The organism is Leucobacter sp. PH1c, assembly GCF_000633415.1.
In the GTDB taxonomy this organism is placed as follows: domain Bacteria; phylum Actinomycetota; class Actinomycetes; order Actinomycetales; family Microbacteriaceae; genus Leucobacter.
The window spans coordinates 47,140-61,686 of sequence record NZ_AYMV01000027.1 but is presented as its reverse complement, the minus strand read 5'-3'; the positions used below and the strand labels follow the sequence as shown (position 1 = coordinate 61,686).

At 72.2% G+C, this 14,547-nt stretch carries 10 protein-coding genes and 3 tRNA genes; 6 read left to right on the top strand and 7 right to left on the bottom strand.

The annotated features are described in order from the left end of the window. Positions 1-302: 302 nt before the first annotated feature. From U874_RS14330 to U874_RS14325, 6 genes are all read left to right on the top strand, one after another. The gene (locus U874_RS14330; protein WP_025134335.1) at positions 303-3,269 is read left to right on the top strand and encodes a DUF11 domain-containing protein; all 2,967 of its coding nucleotides are present in this window, start codon (positions 303-305) and stop codon (positions 3,267-3,269) included. A gap of 248 nt (positions 3,270-3,517) precedes the next feature. Beyond that, positions 3,518-3,590: transfer RNA gene (locus U874_RS0109645), tRNA-Glu, on the top strand. Between the two features lie 35 nt (positions 3,591-3,625). Further along, positions 3,626-3,702, top strand: a tRNA-Asp gene (locus U874_RS0109640). A 63-nt stretch (positions 3,703-3,765) separates the two neighbouring features. Then, a tRNA-Phe gene (locus tag U874_RS0109635) sits at positions 3,766-3,838 on the top strand. A 292-nt stretch (positions 3,839-4,130) separates the two neighbouring features. Then, the gene (locus U874_RS0109630; RefSeq protein ID WP_025134334.1) at positions 4,131-4,778 is read left to right on the top strand and encodes a Type 1 glutamine amidotransferase-like domain-containing protein; all 648 of its coding nucleotides are present in this window, start codon (positions 4,131-4,133) and stop codon (positions 4,776-4,778) included. Beyond that, positions 4,771-5,157, top strand: a complete 387-nt coding sequence (locus U874_RS14325; RefSeq protein WP_025134333.1) for a DUF1801 domain-containing protein — start codon at positions 4,771-4,773, stop codon at positions 5,155-5,157. Before U874_RS0109630 ends, U874_RS14325 begins: the two co-directional genes overlap by 8 nt. On the opposite strand, the gene U874_RS0109620 is transcribed toward U874_RS14325, so the two are convergent. From U874_RS0109620 to U874_RS0109590, 7 genes are all read right to left on the bottom strand, one after another. Further along, positions 5,118-6,929 carry an ABC transporter ATP-binding protein gene (locus U874_RS0109620; RefSeq protein WP_025134332.1) on the bottom strand — a complete coding sequence of 604 codons (1,812 nt, stop codon included), beginning with the start codon at positions 6,927-6,929 and terminating at the stop codon, positions 5,118-5,120. The genes U874_RS14325 and U874_RS0109620 overlap by 40 nt on opposite strands. Next, a complete protein-coding gene (locus U874_RS0109615; protein ID WP_025134331.1) occupies positions 6,926-8,515 on the bottom strand; it encodes an ABC transporter ATP-binding protein in 1,590 nt (529 codons plus the stop codon). Before U874_RS0109615 ends, U874_RS0109620 begins: the two co-directional genes overlap by 4 nt. 103 nt (positions 8,516-8,618) lie before the next feature. Continuing rightward, entirely contained in the window at positions 8,619-10,415 is a 1,797-nt protein-coding gene (locus tag U874_RS0109610; RefSeq protein WP_025134330.1) for a siderophore-interacting protein, read from the bottom strand. A 21-nt stretch (positions 10,416-10,436) separates the two neighbouring features. Then, complete coding sequence (locus U874_RS0109605; RefSeq protein ID WP_025134329.1) at positions 10,437-11,426, bottom strand: ABC transporter substrate-binding protein; 990 nt, start codon at positions 11,424-11,426, stop codon at positions 10,437-10,439. Continuing rightward, complete coding sequence (locus tag U874_RS0109600) at positions 11,423-12,271, bottom strand: ABC transporter ATP-binding protein (RefSeq protein ID WP_025134328.1); 849 nt, start codon at positions 12,269-12,271, stop codon at positions 11,423-11,425. Before U874_RS0109600 ends, U874_RS0109605 begins: the two co-directional genes overlap by 4 nt. After that, a complete protein-coding gene (locus U874_RS0109595; RefSeq protein WP_025134327.1) occupies positions 12,268-13,320 on the bottom strand; it encodes an iron chelate uptake ABC transporter family permease subunit in 1,053 nt (350 codons plus the stop codon). Before U874_RS0109595 ends, U874_RS0109600 begins: the two co-directional genes overlap by 4 nt. Then, positions 13,317-14,444: an iron ABC transporter permease gene (locus U874_RS0109590; protein WP_025134326.1), complete on the bottom strand. Its 1,128-nt coding sequence runs from the start codon at positions 14,442-14,444 to the stop codon at positions 13,317-13,319. The genes U874_RS0109595 and U874_RS0109590 overlap by 4 nt, the downstream gene beginning before the upstream one ends. Positions 14,445-14,547: the final 103 nt, after the last annotated feature.

Genomic DNA, 14,547 nt, shown 5'->3' with positions numbered 1-14,547 from the left:
CCGCGCGATGCGCGGGGCCCTCGGCCGTTCCTGCCCCGAATCTGCGTAATTCTCCCGGATCCGCTTTCGCGGCCGCGCGCCTAACGTGAGCGGCATCACGCGACCGCGGGCGCCGTGCATCTGCTCCCGGCGACTGCCGGCCGTGAGATCGGGGACAGGACAACGGAGTGCTGTCTCCGGATTCCTCGGAAGAAGGCAGCACGGCCATGAGAACGAAGCGAGCCCCACAGTCCCAACCGCACGCCCACCGATCGGTGCGGCGCCGGCCCTTCGAGGGGAGCGTGTTCCGTGGGGGAGGCGGCATGCTCCGCGGCGGAGCCGCCGCACTCGCCGCTGCCGCCCTGCTGCTCCCGGCCTTCACGGCCCCCGCCTTCGCCGAGGAGCTCGCTCCGAGCACCGAGACCACGGCCGTCGCGGCGGCCGGGGACACCGCAGCGGACCCGGCAGCCGCTCCCGCAGCTCCCGCCGACCCCACGCCCGCTCCTGCCGCAGAACCGGCTCCCGAGGCACCCGCGGTGACGGCCCCCGAACCGGCCCCCGCGCCCGTCGCGGCCCCGGAACCGGCCCCGGAACCGGCGCCCGTCGCCGAACCGGCCCCGGAGCCCGCCGCCCCCGCGGCCGAGCCCGTCGCAGAGCCGGCACCTGAGCCAGCCGCAGAGCCGGCCCCCGCCGAAGCCCCCGCGCCAGCCGCGGCCGCGGCGGAGACGCCGAGCGTGCAGACCCTCGGCAGCGGACCGCAGAAGGAGAAGGTGACCCTCTGCCACGCCACGAGCTCGACGAAGAACCCGTGGGTCACGATCCGGATCGCACCCGATGGCTCGGCGAACGGGCACGCGGGCGCGCACCACCAGGACGGGCGAGACATCATCCCGCCGTTCGAGTACACGGTGCGCGGCCAGACCCTGCAGTTCCCGGGCCAGAACTGGGACGCCGCCGGACAGGCCGTCTACAACGCCGGGTGCAACACCCCGCCGCCCGAGGTGGATCCCGCGCCGACCGTGACGCTCACCCCCGGTGAGTGCGTTGCCGAGCAGGACTTCCCGCCGGTGACCGCGCTCTTCGCGAACCTCGTCTCCGGCCAGCCCTACAGCTACCGCGTGAACGGCGGCAGCGTGATGACGTTCACCGCGAGCGGAGCGACCGAGAGCGTCTCGCTCGGGTCGATCACGAGCGCGGACGTGAGCGTTGACGTCTGGGGCACGGGCCAGCGCGCCGCGACCGGCACGGTGACCCGCTCGGTGACCGTGGACCGCTGCGCCCCGCCGGAGGACGTCAAGGTGACGCTCTGCCACGCGACCGAGTCTGACTCGAATCCGTGGGTGAAGATCACCGTCGCCGCCGAGGCCGCCTACAACGGGCACCGGGGCGCATCGCACCACGACGGGCGAGACATCATCCCGCCGTTCGAGGCCGTGATCGCGGGGACCCTGGTCTCCTTCTCCGGCCAGAACTGGGATGAGGCCGGCCAGGCCATCTTCGACAACAACTGCGAGAACGTGCCGCCGGAGGTTGATCCGGATCCCGCGATCCAGCTGTCGACGGGCGACTGCCCCGTGGCCGGCGGCTTCGCTCCCGTGACCGTCGCGCTCTCCGACCTCGTCGTCGGCGAGCCGTACACCGTCGCACTCGACGGCGTCTCCGTGGCGGGCTCGAGCTCGATCGAATTCGTGGCGGATGCCGCGACGCGGAACCTCACCGTCACCCCCACCGAGGAGGGCGCGTTGCTCGTCACGGTGCAGGGAACCGGTGAGCACGCCGGGGACAGCGCCGAGCAGACCATCGAGGTGACTGAGTGCCCCGCACCCGAGGCGCCGTCGCTCACCCTCCAGGTGGAGCAGTGCACCGCCTTCGGCGCCGGCCTCCCGGAGACGCTCAGCGCGCAGCTCGGCGACCTCGTCGAGGGCGTCGACTACCAGGTCACCGTCAGCATGGGCGCCGCGACCCCGTACCTCAGCCGCACCGTGCAGGCCGGGGACGGCTCGACGCTCGACGTCGCGCTCGACATCGCGGGCGCCGGCACCTACACCGTCCGCGTGAGCGTGGGCGAGGCGTCGGTCTCCCGTGAGATCACGGTCACCCCCTGCCCGGCCGGCTCGTACGATCTGTCGCTCGTGAAGACCGCGAGCGTCGGCGACGGCGAGGGCGGAGGCGTCGCTGAACTGGGCGACACGATCCGCTACACGCTGGCCGTCTCGAACGCCGGCCCCGATGCGGCGCTCGATCCGGTCGTCACCGACGAGGTGCCCGCCGGTCTCACCCCCGTCCCGGGCTCCGAGAGCGCGAGCGAGGGCTGGACCGTGGCGATCTCGGGCAGCACCGTGACCGCGAGCTACGCGGGCGCATTCGAGGGAGACGCAACGATCTCCTTCGACGCGACGGTGACGGCGGCTCCCGCGAGCGGCGAGGTGACCAACCAGGCCTGCGTCGCCGCCTCCGGCCCCGCCGAGCCTGAGCCCTCGCCCGAGCGGGCCGCGGGCGACGTGAGCCCGGCGCTCGCGGTCTTCACCGGTGAGGAACAGCCCGGCGGCGGAGACAGTGATCCCGGCAACGACTGCGGATCCGTCACCACCGAGGTGCGGGCCGTCTCGGTCGCGGGCAGCGCGGTCTGCGTCAACGACACCCCCTGGTTCACCTACAACATCACCCCGAGCGGCACTGCGGACACCGCGACGCTGCCGATCGTGATGATCTGGTGGACGCCGGAGGCGTTCGCGAACCGTGATCCCTCAATCCCCGCGGGTGACACCGCCGCGATCCTCGCGGACGGCGCATCCCAGGTCGACCCGATCGCCTACCCCGCCGGCTGGCAGAGCGGCGATCCCGTGACCGGCCAGATGCTCTGGCCGGGCGCGAGCGTCGACGCGCAGGGCAACCCGACCGGCTGGCCCGGATGGACGCTCGGCAGCGACGGAGTCTGGAAGCTCGACCCGAGCGCTCCGCACTACGACCTCCGCGCTGAGGCGATCGTCGAGATCCGGATCAACCCGACCGCGAACGAAGCGACCGTCTACCCGCCGGCCACGCCGAACTGCTCGGCGCAGCCGCCGCAGCCGCCGGTCACTCCCGAGCCGCCCACCACGCCCGGCGGCGTGGTCCCCGGTGCGGCCCCGGCCCCGCTGCCCGCAGCGATGCCGCCCGTCCGCTCCGAGCTCGCCATGACCGGCGTCGCCGACGCGCAGTCCGCGCAGCTCGGCGCCCTCGGTCTGGCCCTGCTGCTCGGCGGCACCATCGTCTGGAGCCTCGCCCGCCGGAGGCGGATCAGCGAGTAACCGGATCTGAACCGCCGCGGCCCCGTGGGAGCATCGCCCTCGGGGCCGCGGCCTGTGCCTGCGGAGTGTGCTCGCGGAGTGTGCTCGCGGCCCGTGAGGCAGGGCGTCTGCGGCGTGGCGCAGGGGTGTCTCCCGCGTGTCCCGGAGGTGCGACACGCCAGGGATACCGCGTTTTGGGGGCTGGATTTGCGTGGGGCTCCAACTTCGGCATAGTATTTCATCTCGGTAGCAAGCGAGAAAAAAGCTTCGGCCCCATCGTTTAGCGGCCTAGGACACCGCCCTTTCACGGCGGCAGCACGGGTTCGAATCCCGTTGGGGTCACTAAATACCGAAAATACAATTGAATAACACACTATGGCCCTGTAGCGCAGTTGGTTAGCGCGCCGCCCTGTCACGGCGGAGGTCGCGGGTTCAAGTCCCGTCAGGGTCGCCAGGTGGAGAAGCCCTTCCTCGGAAGGGTTTCTTCGTCTCAGGCGGTCACCCAGTGTGAGTGCCTGGCTCTGTAGCTCAGTTGGTAGAGCGTTCGACTGAAAATCGAAAGGTCACCGGATCGATGCCGGTCGGAGCCACGAAGGAACATTACACCTTCACCGAACCCCCGCGTAGCTTCTACATCGCGGGGGTTCTTTTGTGCGTCCGGCTGCTGCGGGCGCTCCATTGGAGGGCCGTCAGGGCGAGATCAGTCCCGGTGTGCGCAGGAGTAGATTGTCGATGCTCTGGATCCCGACGCCGAGAGCGCCGTCCCCGCGGCGCCCACGCCTCGATCAGCGCCTCATAATTCACCCCTGAACTACTTCTCGGGCGCGCGCCTCTCGCGCTCCACCCCTCGCTCGCCGCGGGCACAGTGAGTAGCCTGGGGGAATGAACGTGCTCCTCCTCTCACTCGGTGCCGGGGCGGTGCCGCAGTTCCTCCGGGACAGCACGGGATCTGATCCCGCGCAGCTCACTCTCGCGTACATCGATGATGCCGCTGCGGGGATGCCCTTTGCGGAGGCGGAGCGGGCGGGCATCGCGGGGCTCGGCCCGGAACTCGTCACCGTGCACGCGCGCGACATGGCCGCGGACACGCTCGACCGCGTGCTCGACGGCGTCGACGCCGTGTACGTTGCGAGCGGCGAGACCTTCCTGCTGCTCGACGCGCTCCGTTCGAACGGCACCGGTGAGGTGCTCGAGCGGCGCGTGCGCGCGGGGCTCCCGTACATCGGCTGCAGCGCCGGGTCGATCGTTGCCGGATCCTCGGTCACACCCGCGGAGCTCATGGACGACCGGGGGCTCGCACCCGCGCTCGCGAGCGACGCCGGGCTCGGACTCGTCGATTCGGTCGTGATCCCGCACGCGGACGGGCAGCTTCCCCCGTACCCGCCGCAGCTGATTGCGGACATCGTCGCTCGCTTCGGCGAAGAATTCCCGCTCCTCCTGCTGCGTGATGATCAGGCACTGCGGAGCGGCCCTGACGGTACCGGTGTCGTTGTCTCGCCGCGCGCCCCGGAGGGCGATCCGCATGAATGACCGGATCGAACGGTTCCTCACGGGGCTCGAGGAGGACGGCGATGATCGTTTCCTCACGGTGACCCGAGCCCGGGAAGTGTTCCGCGAGCGCTTCCCGCATGCCGAGGAGACGTTCAAGTACGGCGGGATTCACTACCTCCGCGACGGGGCACCCTTCGCCGGGATCTACGCCTACACGAAGCACGTCAGCGTGGAGATCAACGGCGCTGCCGCCATCGAGGACGTGTTCGGCTTTCTGGAGGGCGCGGGCGGCAAGTCGGGTCGGAAGCATGTGCGGCTCGACCACCCCGACGAGGTCGCGGCGAAGCGGCTGGCGGAGTATCTCGCGCTCGCGTGGGATCAGCGGTGCTCTTCCCACGCCTCCCAGAGCTCGGCGTAGGCCCCGCCGGCCCGCCGGAGCGTGTGGGGCGCGCCGTCCTCCACGACACGTCCTCGGTCGAGCACGATGATCCGGTCGCACGCCTCCGCGTGGGAGAGCCGGTGCGCGATGATGATCTGCGTTCGGCCGGCGAACGCGCGCCGGGCCGCCTGGTCGAGGTCGCGTGCAGCGCTTCCGTCCGCGGCCGCGGTCATCTCATCGAGCACGATCACCGGACTCGGCCGGAGGAACGCGCGTGCGAGCGCGAGCCGGTGGGGGAGTGAGCCGTCGTCGCCGGGGCACTCAGCGTCGAGATCCGCGGAGATGCCCGTGAAGCGGCACGCCGCCGCGAGTGCGTCCGGCGTGGCCGCGGGGGCAGCGATCCGAAGATTTTCCGCAAGCGTGAGGGAGAAGACGTACGGATCCTGGTCGACGACCGCGACGAGTGCTGCGCGGGCCTCATCCGAGAGCGAGTGCGGATCCGCTCCGTGCACGCGCACGGAGCCCCCGGCCAGGGGAAGCTGCCCCGCGATGACTCGGGCGAGCGACGTCTTCCCCGCTCCGGAGGCGCCGACGAGGGCCACGCGCTGGCCCGCCGGGATGCTCAGCGTGATGCTCGCGAGGACGTGCTGATTGCGCCCGAGGGAGAGGCACGCCTCGCGCAGTTCGATCGCCGGCAGTGAGTGCTGGGAGGACAGCTCGTGGGGGAGCGGTCGCTCGGCGATCGCCGGGCCGGCGGGCGTCCGCTCTGCACGCGCGCCCGTCTGAGCGGCCGTGTCAACCAGACCGACGACTCGGCTGAGCGCGGCTGAGGCGGCCTGCACATCATCGATCACCAGCAGCAGGGTGCCGATCGGCCCGAACAGCGAGATGAAGAGGAGGAGTGCGGCGGTGGCTTCGCCCAGCGTCACCTGTCCGGAGTCGACGAGGAGGAACGCCGCGACCATGAGCGCGCCCGTGCCGATGAGCTCGGCGAGGTTGAGCCGGAAGAAGAAGGTGCTCTGCACCGCGCGGATGAGCATTGCCACGCGCACGGCAGCCCAGGAGCTCCGGGCGCAGCGGTCCTGCGCCGCGGTCTCGGTGCCGTACGCGCGAATCGCCTCGCGCGCCTGCACGGAGCTGAAGAGCCGCGACGACCGTCGCGAGACGGCCGCGCGCTCCTGCCGGTAGAGCGCCGGCGCACGTCGCAGGTAGCGGCGCAGTGCGAAGAGCTGCACCGGCACCGCGAGAAGCGCGGCGCCGAAGAACCCGGGGTGGAGCGCGAGGAGTCCCGCGAACATCGTGGCGACGGCGGCGCCCGAGGCCGCCAGCGCGGGCACGGGTTCGGAGGTCGCCTCCCGGAGCGCCTCGACATCGTCGCTCGCGCGCGAGACCAGCTCTCCGCTGGGGAGCGCCTCCGCGGTCTGCGCGGGCAACCGCAGCGCCGCGGTGGCGACGCGTTCCCGCACACGGCCGAGCACGCGCTCAAGGCCCGAGCTGAGCAGCAGCGCCGCGGCCGCCCCGCCTGCCGCAGCGGCGAGCAGACCCGAGAGCGCGAGCACGGCCGCGGCGACCGCGTCAGCACGGGATCCGGAGTCCACGGCGTCGACCAGGCGCCCGAGCCCGAGGGGCAGGGCGAGCTCGGCCACGGCGGCCACGGCGAGCAGGAGGAGCGCGCACACGATCCTTCCGCGCAACCCGGCGGATACGGTGCGGAGCCACTGCACGCAGCGCGCACCCGAGGCCAGCGGGAGCGAGTGGGGCGCCGCGGCACCGGGGGACGCGGGGTGCGCGGGCGGGACGGCGCGGGTCATGAGATCATCCGCCGGTACTCGGGGTCGGCCAGCAGCTCCTGGTGCGTGGCGCGGCGCGCGGTGCCGTTGCGCAGGAAGTGCACGGCGTCGAGCTGGCTCAGGATCGCGGGGGAGGAGGTGAGCACCAGGAGCCCTCGTCCCGCGGTTGCCGCCCGGAGCGTTCGAGCGACGAGCTGCTCGGTTGCCGGGTCGAGCGCCGAAGTCGGCTCTCGGAGCACGAGCACTGCCGTTCGGGCATCGAGCGCCGTCGCGAGTGCGAGTCGCTGCCGCTCTCCGCCGGACACTGCGGGGAGGACGAGCCGCGCGGCGTCGGCCGCGGCGCCCGAGGGCGGCTGCGTGTGGGCACCCTCCACTCCGCGCGGTGCGACGAGGAGCGCGCCTGCCCGGCTCCGGTGGTCATGCGCGTGGAGCGGAGTTCCCGCGAGCGTCACCTGTCCTGCCGTGGGCTCGCGGCGCTGTTCCAGGATCTCGCACAGTTCCGAGACGGCGTGGGCGTCCGCCACGATTCCGATGGCATCGCCGGTGCGGAGGCGGAGGCTGATCGGGGGAAGATGCGTTCCCGCGAGTTCGCTGAACCCGAGGAGCTCGTCCGCCGGGGTGGGGGCCCTGCGCGCCGGGGGCGCGGTGTCGCCCGGAGCGGGTGGCCGCGCGGCGCAGCTCCCGGCCGCGGGGCCCTCGGTGAGAAGCGCGAGCACGCGGCGAGCCGACGCGACTGCCGTCAACCACACGGTCCCGAGATTGACCGCGAGCGCCTCGAGCGGCCCGAGCACGAGTTGGAGGAGACCGACGACGATCACGAGCTGGCCCACCGTGAGCTCTCCGTCGAGTGCGAGGAACGCCGCAGCACCCGCGATGCCGACGAGGAGCACCGCCCCGAGGATCCGGGAGACGGCGACGAACCCAGCCTCGGTGCGACGGGCGCGGATCCCCGCTGCGACCGCGACGGCATTCGCGGCCCGGTGCCGTTCGAGGGCGCGCGGAATCCCGCCGAGGCTGCGCAGCGCCCCCGCTCCCGCGAAGAAGTCGGCGGCGACCGCGGTGACCTCGGCGGCGCGTTCCTGCTCGCGCTCGGCGGTGCTCTTGAGCGGGCGCCCCAGGACCTCGAGGATGACGACGAGCAGCAGGGCGCCGCCCAGGACGGCGGCGCCGAGCGCCGGGGAGATCACGCCGAGCGCCACCGTTGCGTACCCGAGCGCCGCGAGCTCCGCGACCGGGTGCAGCGCGATCAGCACCGAGCGGGAGAGGCGGGACACGTCGGATCCCGCGATGGAGATCAGCTCCCCGGGCGGCCGGGCGCTCGCGAAGCCGTCCGGCGAGAGTACGCGCGCGTTCACCGCGAGCCGAGTCCGGTGCTGAGCGATCTCGAACGCCCGGAGACCGAGGCGGGTACCGGCCCGGTACGCGAACGCGAGGATGAGGAAATCCGCGACGAGCGCGGCGCACCACCAGGCGAGCCGTGCCGGATCACCGAGGCGCACCGCGTCGTCGATCGCGAGCCCCACCAGTACGGGGACGGTGAACTCCGCGACGAGGTGCGTGACGAAGCAGAGCGCCGCGCCGAACGTGGGCCCCGGTGCGGCGCGCATCACCCGCCGCACGAGCCCGGAAGCGGTCCGTGCCCCCTCGGTCCGCAGCGGTTCGTCCGCCCTCACGCCGCCGCCCTCACGCCGCGGTCCCCCTCGCGTCACCTCAGCTGCTCGTGAGCGTGAGGAGGAGGTCCCCCCACCCGATCGCCCGAGCGCTCACGTCGAGACCCGCGAGCCGCGCGACACCGCGCACCTCGTCGAGGGTTCGGCGGCCGACCCCGGTGAGGCAGAGCTCCAGGAGATCGCCCTCCGCATCGTGCTCATCGATCTCGTCGACTCCGAGGAGGTCCTCCAATACGAGGAGGCGTGCACCGCTCGCTGCGGCGCCGCGGAGCAGGTGCGCCGCGTCGGCGTCGGGAAGCCCCCGGAGCGCGTTGAGCAGGAGCACGGTCCCGTCGGTGCGCGGCCAGGCGTCGAGCCCGGTCCCGTGGACGACGACGATCCGATCGCGGAGCGGAGCGGGGAGGACGCCGAGCGCTGGTGCGACGCGGGAGGGGCGCTCGAGGAGCGTGACCCGCAGTTCCGGGTCGGCCGTGAGCGGGCCGGCGAGCACCGAGAGCGCGCCCTCGCCGGCGACGACGAGGTGTTCGCCGGGCGCAAACGGCACTTCCGCCGACCCGAAGGAGCTCGCGACGTAGCTGAGGTCCGCGGCTGCGTCGAGCGTGATCGCCGCGTTGAGCTGCGGATCACGCTCCCGACGGTCGGCCCGCGATGCCTGGACCGGTGCTCCCGTGCGGAGCACCTCGAGGAGCGAGGCGATCGCGAGCTGTTCGCGCGCGAGCGGGTCCGCGAGATCGAGCCCGCCGTTCTCGTCCTCGTCGTCGAGCGCGCCGCCGGCGCGGGTGATCCGCCACTCACCGTGCTCCTCCGTCAGGAGTTCGAGGGTCGCGAGGTACCGCAGGAGCCGAGCGAGCGCGCCCGGGTGGGCCCCGATGGCGTCGGCGATTTGCGCCGTCGAGCGCGCACCCGCGCGAATTGCGGGGACCACTCCGAGCGTCACCGCGGCGCGAAGCGCGTAGGGCGGCACGAGCTCGCCCAGCTCGTGCAGATCCGCGGTCTCCTCCTCGTCCGGGTCGATGTCGAGCTCGTCGCCGACGGGCGCCCGCCAGTACCCGGTGACCTCGACGCGCTCCCGGGGGAGTTCGCGGTCCTTGCGGAGATACGAGCGGATCGGGCGGAGCACGCCCGTCTCGCCCGCGAACCAGCAGAACGGCTCCCCGTCCCGCCAGGGCTCGCCGAGCACCGCATCGATGAGCCGCGTCGATCGAGCCGCGGGAGTGGCACCGCGGTGCAGCCAGCGCAGTTCGACGCCCTCCGGGTGCGGGATCTCGAACTCGTGACTCGCGTCGGGAACCTCCAGGAGTGCGACGCCGCGGGTCTCCTGCGGCATCGTCTCCAACCAGCGCGCGAGTGCCGGCAGCGCTGTATCGTCGCCGCCGATGAAGAGCCAGTCGGCGCCCTCCGGGTGCAGCCAGGCCATCTTGGGCCCCGCGATGTGGAGCTCCGCGCCCGGCTGGCACTGCTCTGCCCAATCGGTCGCGACGCCGCGCGCGTGCCGTGCGAAGTCGAGGAGGAGCAGCTCGCGTTCGGCGTCGAAGCCGCGCACGGTGTACGTGCGCGCCTCGGGACGCGGATCGCGGGGCCAATCGATGAATCGATCGCGCTGTACGGGGAGGCTGAGCTCGCCGGACTCGGGGTCGGGGAAGAACAGCTTGATCTCATCGTCGAACCCGTCGGAGACAAAGGGCGGCAGCACGAAGCCGTCGCGCACGGCGCCGCTGAGCTCGGACCCGGTGAGCTCGACGCGGCGCAGGCCCGGGCTGACGTCGTAGGCGCGATGCACCGTCAGCTTCCGAAGACTGATCGGGTAGGTGAGTTGGGGGCGGATGCTCTGGGCCATGGGGGACTCCTCGGGTGCGGGCTAGCGGATCGTCTGCTCGAACTGCGGGACGATGCGCTCGAGCACCCACGGCTGGCTGAGCGGCGTCGGGTACGCGAGGGGCGAAGAGACCTCGTCGCTGAGAATGCCGTAGCGGCCTTCCTGCACGGCGGGAAGCTGCTGGAACAGGGCGTTGCTCTCGAGCGCGTCCTGGGTGAGGATCCCCTCGTTCCCGAACGGGTACCCCACGAAGAGCACATCGGCGTCGAGCAGGTCGAGGTTCTCGATGCTCACCGCATTGTCCTCGTCGGAGAACCGCGAGGCCTCGTCGGGCAGCGTGAAGCCGAGGTCGGTGAAGAAGGACACGTCGCTGCCGAGGTAGCTGACGTAGGAGACCTGCGCCGGGTGCATCACGGCGTACGTCAGCGTCTTCCCGGCCCACTCGGGATGCGCGTCGCGCGCGGCGGCGAAGTCGGACTCGACGTCCGCGACGACCTGCTCGGCCCGATCCTCGAGCCCCAGGGCCTTGCCGGCCAGAAGCGTGCGATCGGCCCAGGTGAGGTCGGTCAGCACCTGGTCGGGGCCCCAGGTCACCACAGGGGCGATCGCGTCGAGCTTCGCGTAGTCGTCCTCGAGCGTCCACCCGCTGGTCGCCAGGATCACATCGGGATCCGCCGCGGCGATGGCGACGAAGTCCGTGCCGTCCGTCGCGTCGAAGGTGTGCAACGAGATCTTCTCCGCGGCGAGCGCCTCCTCCGTCCACGGATCGTGAGGATTGTCGCCGTACACGCTGCCGATGACGGGCTCGACCCCCAGTGCGAGAGCGATGTCGAGGTCGACCGAGTCGACCACGGCGACCCGCTGGGGCTGCTCGTCGATCACGGCCTGCCCCCACGGGTTCTCGAGCGTCAGCGGGTACCCGCTTCCGGCGTCTCCCGTTCCGGAGCCGGAGGCGGCGCTTGAGCAGCCCGCGAGCGCGGTGACGGATAGTGCGGCGATGACCGCGGTTGAGAGCGTGCGTGTGAGCTTCATGAGATCTCCTGTGTGGGGTGGGCGGATGGGGAATCCTCGGCGGCCGATCGCGATCGCCTCCCGCGGGGAAGCACGAGCGGGGAACCGGTGTCGGGGTCCGGGATCACGCGTGCGGTCAAGCCGAACACGTCGGCCAGGAAGCGCTCGGTCACGACCTCCTGCGGCGGCCCGCTTGCGGCGATCGCGCCGGCGGTCAGCGCCACGATCGTGTCGGCGTAGGCGGCGGCCTGCTCAAGGTCGTGGAGGACGATCACGATCGTCTTCCCGTGTTCCCGGTTGAGTTCGAGCAGGAGCTCGAGCACATCGATCTGGTGGGCGATGTCGAGGAACGTGGTGGGCTCGTCGAGGAGCAGGGTCGGTGTGCGCTGAGCGAGGACCATGGCGATCCAGGCTCGTTGGCGCTGTCCGCCCGAGAGCGCGGTGACCGGGCGGTGCGCGTACTCGCTGACACCGGTCAGGAGCATCGCCTCCGCGACCGCGGCCGCTTCGCCCATCGTGTTGCGCGAGAAGAGCCGATCGTGCGGGTGGCGCCCCCGGCGAACGAGCTCCGCAACGGTGATCCCTTCCGGCGCGAGCGGCGATTGGGGGAGGAAACCGAGTTCCCGCGCGACATCGCGCGAGCTGATCCGCCGAATGTCGCGGCCCGCGAGCTCGACGTGTCCCGCGAGCGGGGGCAGCACGCGGGCGAGGCCCTTCAGGAGCGTGGACTTGCCGCTGCCGTTGGGGCCGATGAGCGCGGTGATCCGCCCGGCCTCGATCTCCAGATCGAGCTCGGATACGATCGGCGTGCGATCGTATCCGACGCTCAGGCCGCGCGCGGAGAGGGCGGGGGAATGCTGCGTCATGCGCGATTCTGCTTCCTGACGAGAAGGGCGATCAAGATGGGGGCGCCGAAGACCGCGGTGATCGCTCCGGTGGGAACCGGGCTGATGAGCGGCAGCGTCTGCGCGGCGATATCGGTGGCCGAGAGCAGCCCCGCTCCGACGAGCGCCGCGGTCAGGGGCGCATCGGGGAGACGCAGCACGCGCGTGGCGATCGGCCCGGCGACGAGCGCGATGAACGCGATCGGCCCGGTCACCGACGTCACGCTCGCCGCGAGCAGCGTGGCGAGCACGAGCGCTCCGAACCGGAGCCGCGAGACGCGAACCCCGAGGCCGGACGCGAGCTCGTCACCGAGGGCGAGATCCCCGAGTGGACGCCGGATGGCGGCGGTGAGCACGACACCGAGGGCGAGTGCGACGGTGAGGACGAGCACACCGTTCCAGTCGGAGCCGTTCAGCGATCCCACCATCCAGCGCATGGCGCGCTGCGTCGTGACCTCATCGAGTCGGGTGACGATGAAGGTGATGAGCGCACTCGCGCACGCGCCGACGCCGATTCCGACCAGGATGAGCCGATAGCCGTGCACTCCGCCCCGCCAGCTCAGCGCGTAGACGAGGAGCGCGACGAGGAGCGCGCCGAGCATCGCCCCCGCCTGCACGCCCAGACCGCGTGCGCCGAGGCCGGCGATGACGATCATGGCTCCGGCTCCCGCCCCGGACGAGATGCCGATCACGTCGGGGGTGGCCAGGGGGTTGCCGAAGAGGCGCTGCGAGATGGCGCCGGAGAGGCCGAAGAGGGCGCCGCCGAGCGCGGCGGTGAGCGCCCGGGGGAACAGCGTGTCCTGCACCACGTAGGTCGCCAAGCGCTCGCCCGAACCGAGCGCGGCGGGCAGCACCTCACGTGCGGAGACCTCGGCGTCGCCGGTGAGGAAGAGCTGCCAGGTCGCGAGAACGCCGCACAGGATGACGAGCGCCGACGCGACGAGGACGCGCGTGCGCCGATCGCTCCGCTCGCGCCGGAGCAGCGCGGAGGCGACCTCCCGCAGCCTCGCGGAGCTCTGGAGATCCGTCACAGTCCGCTCACCCGCTTCCGTCCGCGCGCGAGCGCCACGAAGAACGGGGTGCCGACGACCGCGGTCATGATGCCCACCTCGAGCTCACCCCGCCCGGGAACCAGGCGCGCAGCCACATCCGCCGCGAGCAGCATCAGCGCACCCGTGAGCATCGAGTACGGCAGCAGCCAGCGATGCTCGGGCCCGACGATGAGCCGGGCGACGTGCGCCGCCACGAGGCCGACGAACGCGACCGGACCGATCGCGGCGGTTGCGACCGCGGCGAGCAGCACGCCGACCCCCACCGCGCCGATGCGTGCGGGGCCGACCCGAACACCCAGGCCCGCGGCGAGCTCGTCGCCGAGCGCGAGCGCGTCGAGCGAGCGGCCGAGCGTGCAGGCGAGGGCGAGGGCGAGCACCGCGAACGGCCAGAGCTCGTCGATGACCTCGCCCCTGCCGAGCAGCGAGCCCACCGACCAGGACCGCAGCTTTGCGAAGACCGCCTCGTCGCGGATGGTGATGAGGGTGACCACGCTCATGAGGAGTGCCGCGACGGCCGAACCCGCGATCACGAGCGAGATCTCCGGGGATGCCGAGGTGGTGAGTCTGCTGACGAAGGCGACCGCGAGGGCCGCCACTCCCGCGCCGGCCAGCGCGAACCAGAAGTACCCGGAGGGGGCGTGCACGCCCCCGACGACGATGCCGACGACGACCGCGGACGCCGCGCCGGCCTCGACCCCCAGGATTCCCGGGTCGGCGAGGGGGTTCCGCGTGACCGCCTGCATCACGGTTCCGGCGGCGCCGAGGCAGGCACCCACCATGACTCCGAGGAGCAGCCGGGGCACGCGCTCGGTGAGGACGACCAGTCCGTCGTAGTCGTCGCTCGGCAGGCGTCCGGCGATCGCCTCGAGCACCGTGCCGAGCGGGATCTCGCGCGCGCCGAGAGCGAGGCTCCCGGCCGCGCAGGCCCCGAGCGCCACAGCCAGCAGGGCGAGTCCGACGGCGCGGCGGCGTGCGGTGCGGCGCACGGCGCGCGCCCCGTCGAGGGCGGCTGCGTTGATATCGGCGCGTTCGGCGCGTTCGGCGGGCGCGGCCTGCGCGTGCGGCGCGGGCACGGTGCTGGGGGCCTCGGGGGACGAAGGCATGTGCGGTCCCCTTCTCGGAACTTCAGCGGCGTACAACGTGCTTCTTAGATTAGACTCACCAACATCAGATGTTTCCAACTCAGAGGCCCATGCATCCCACCCA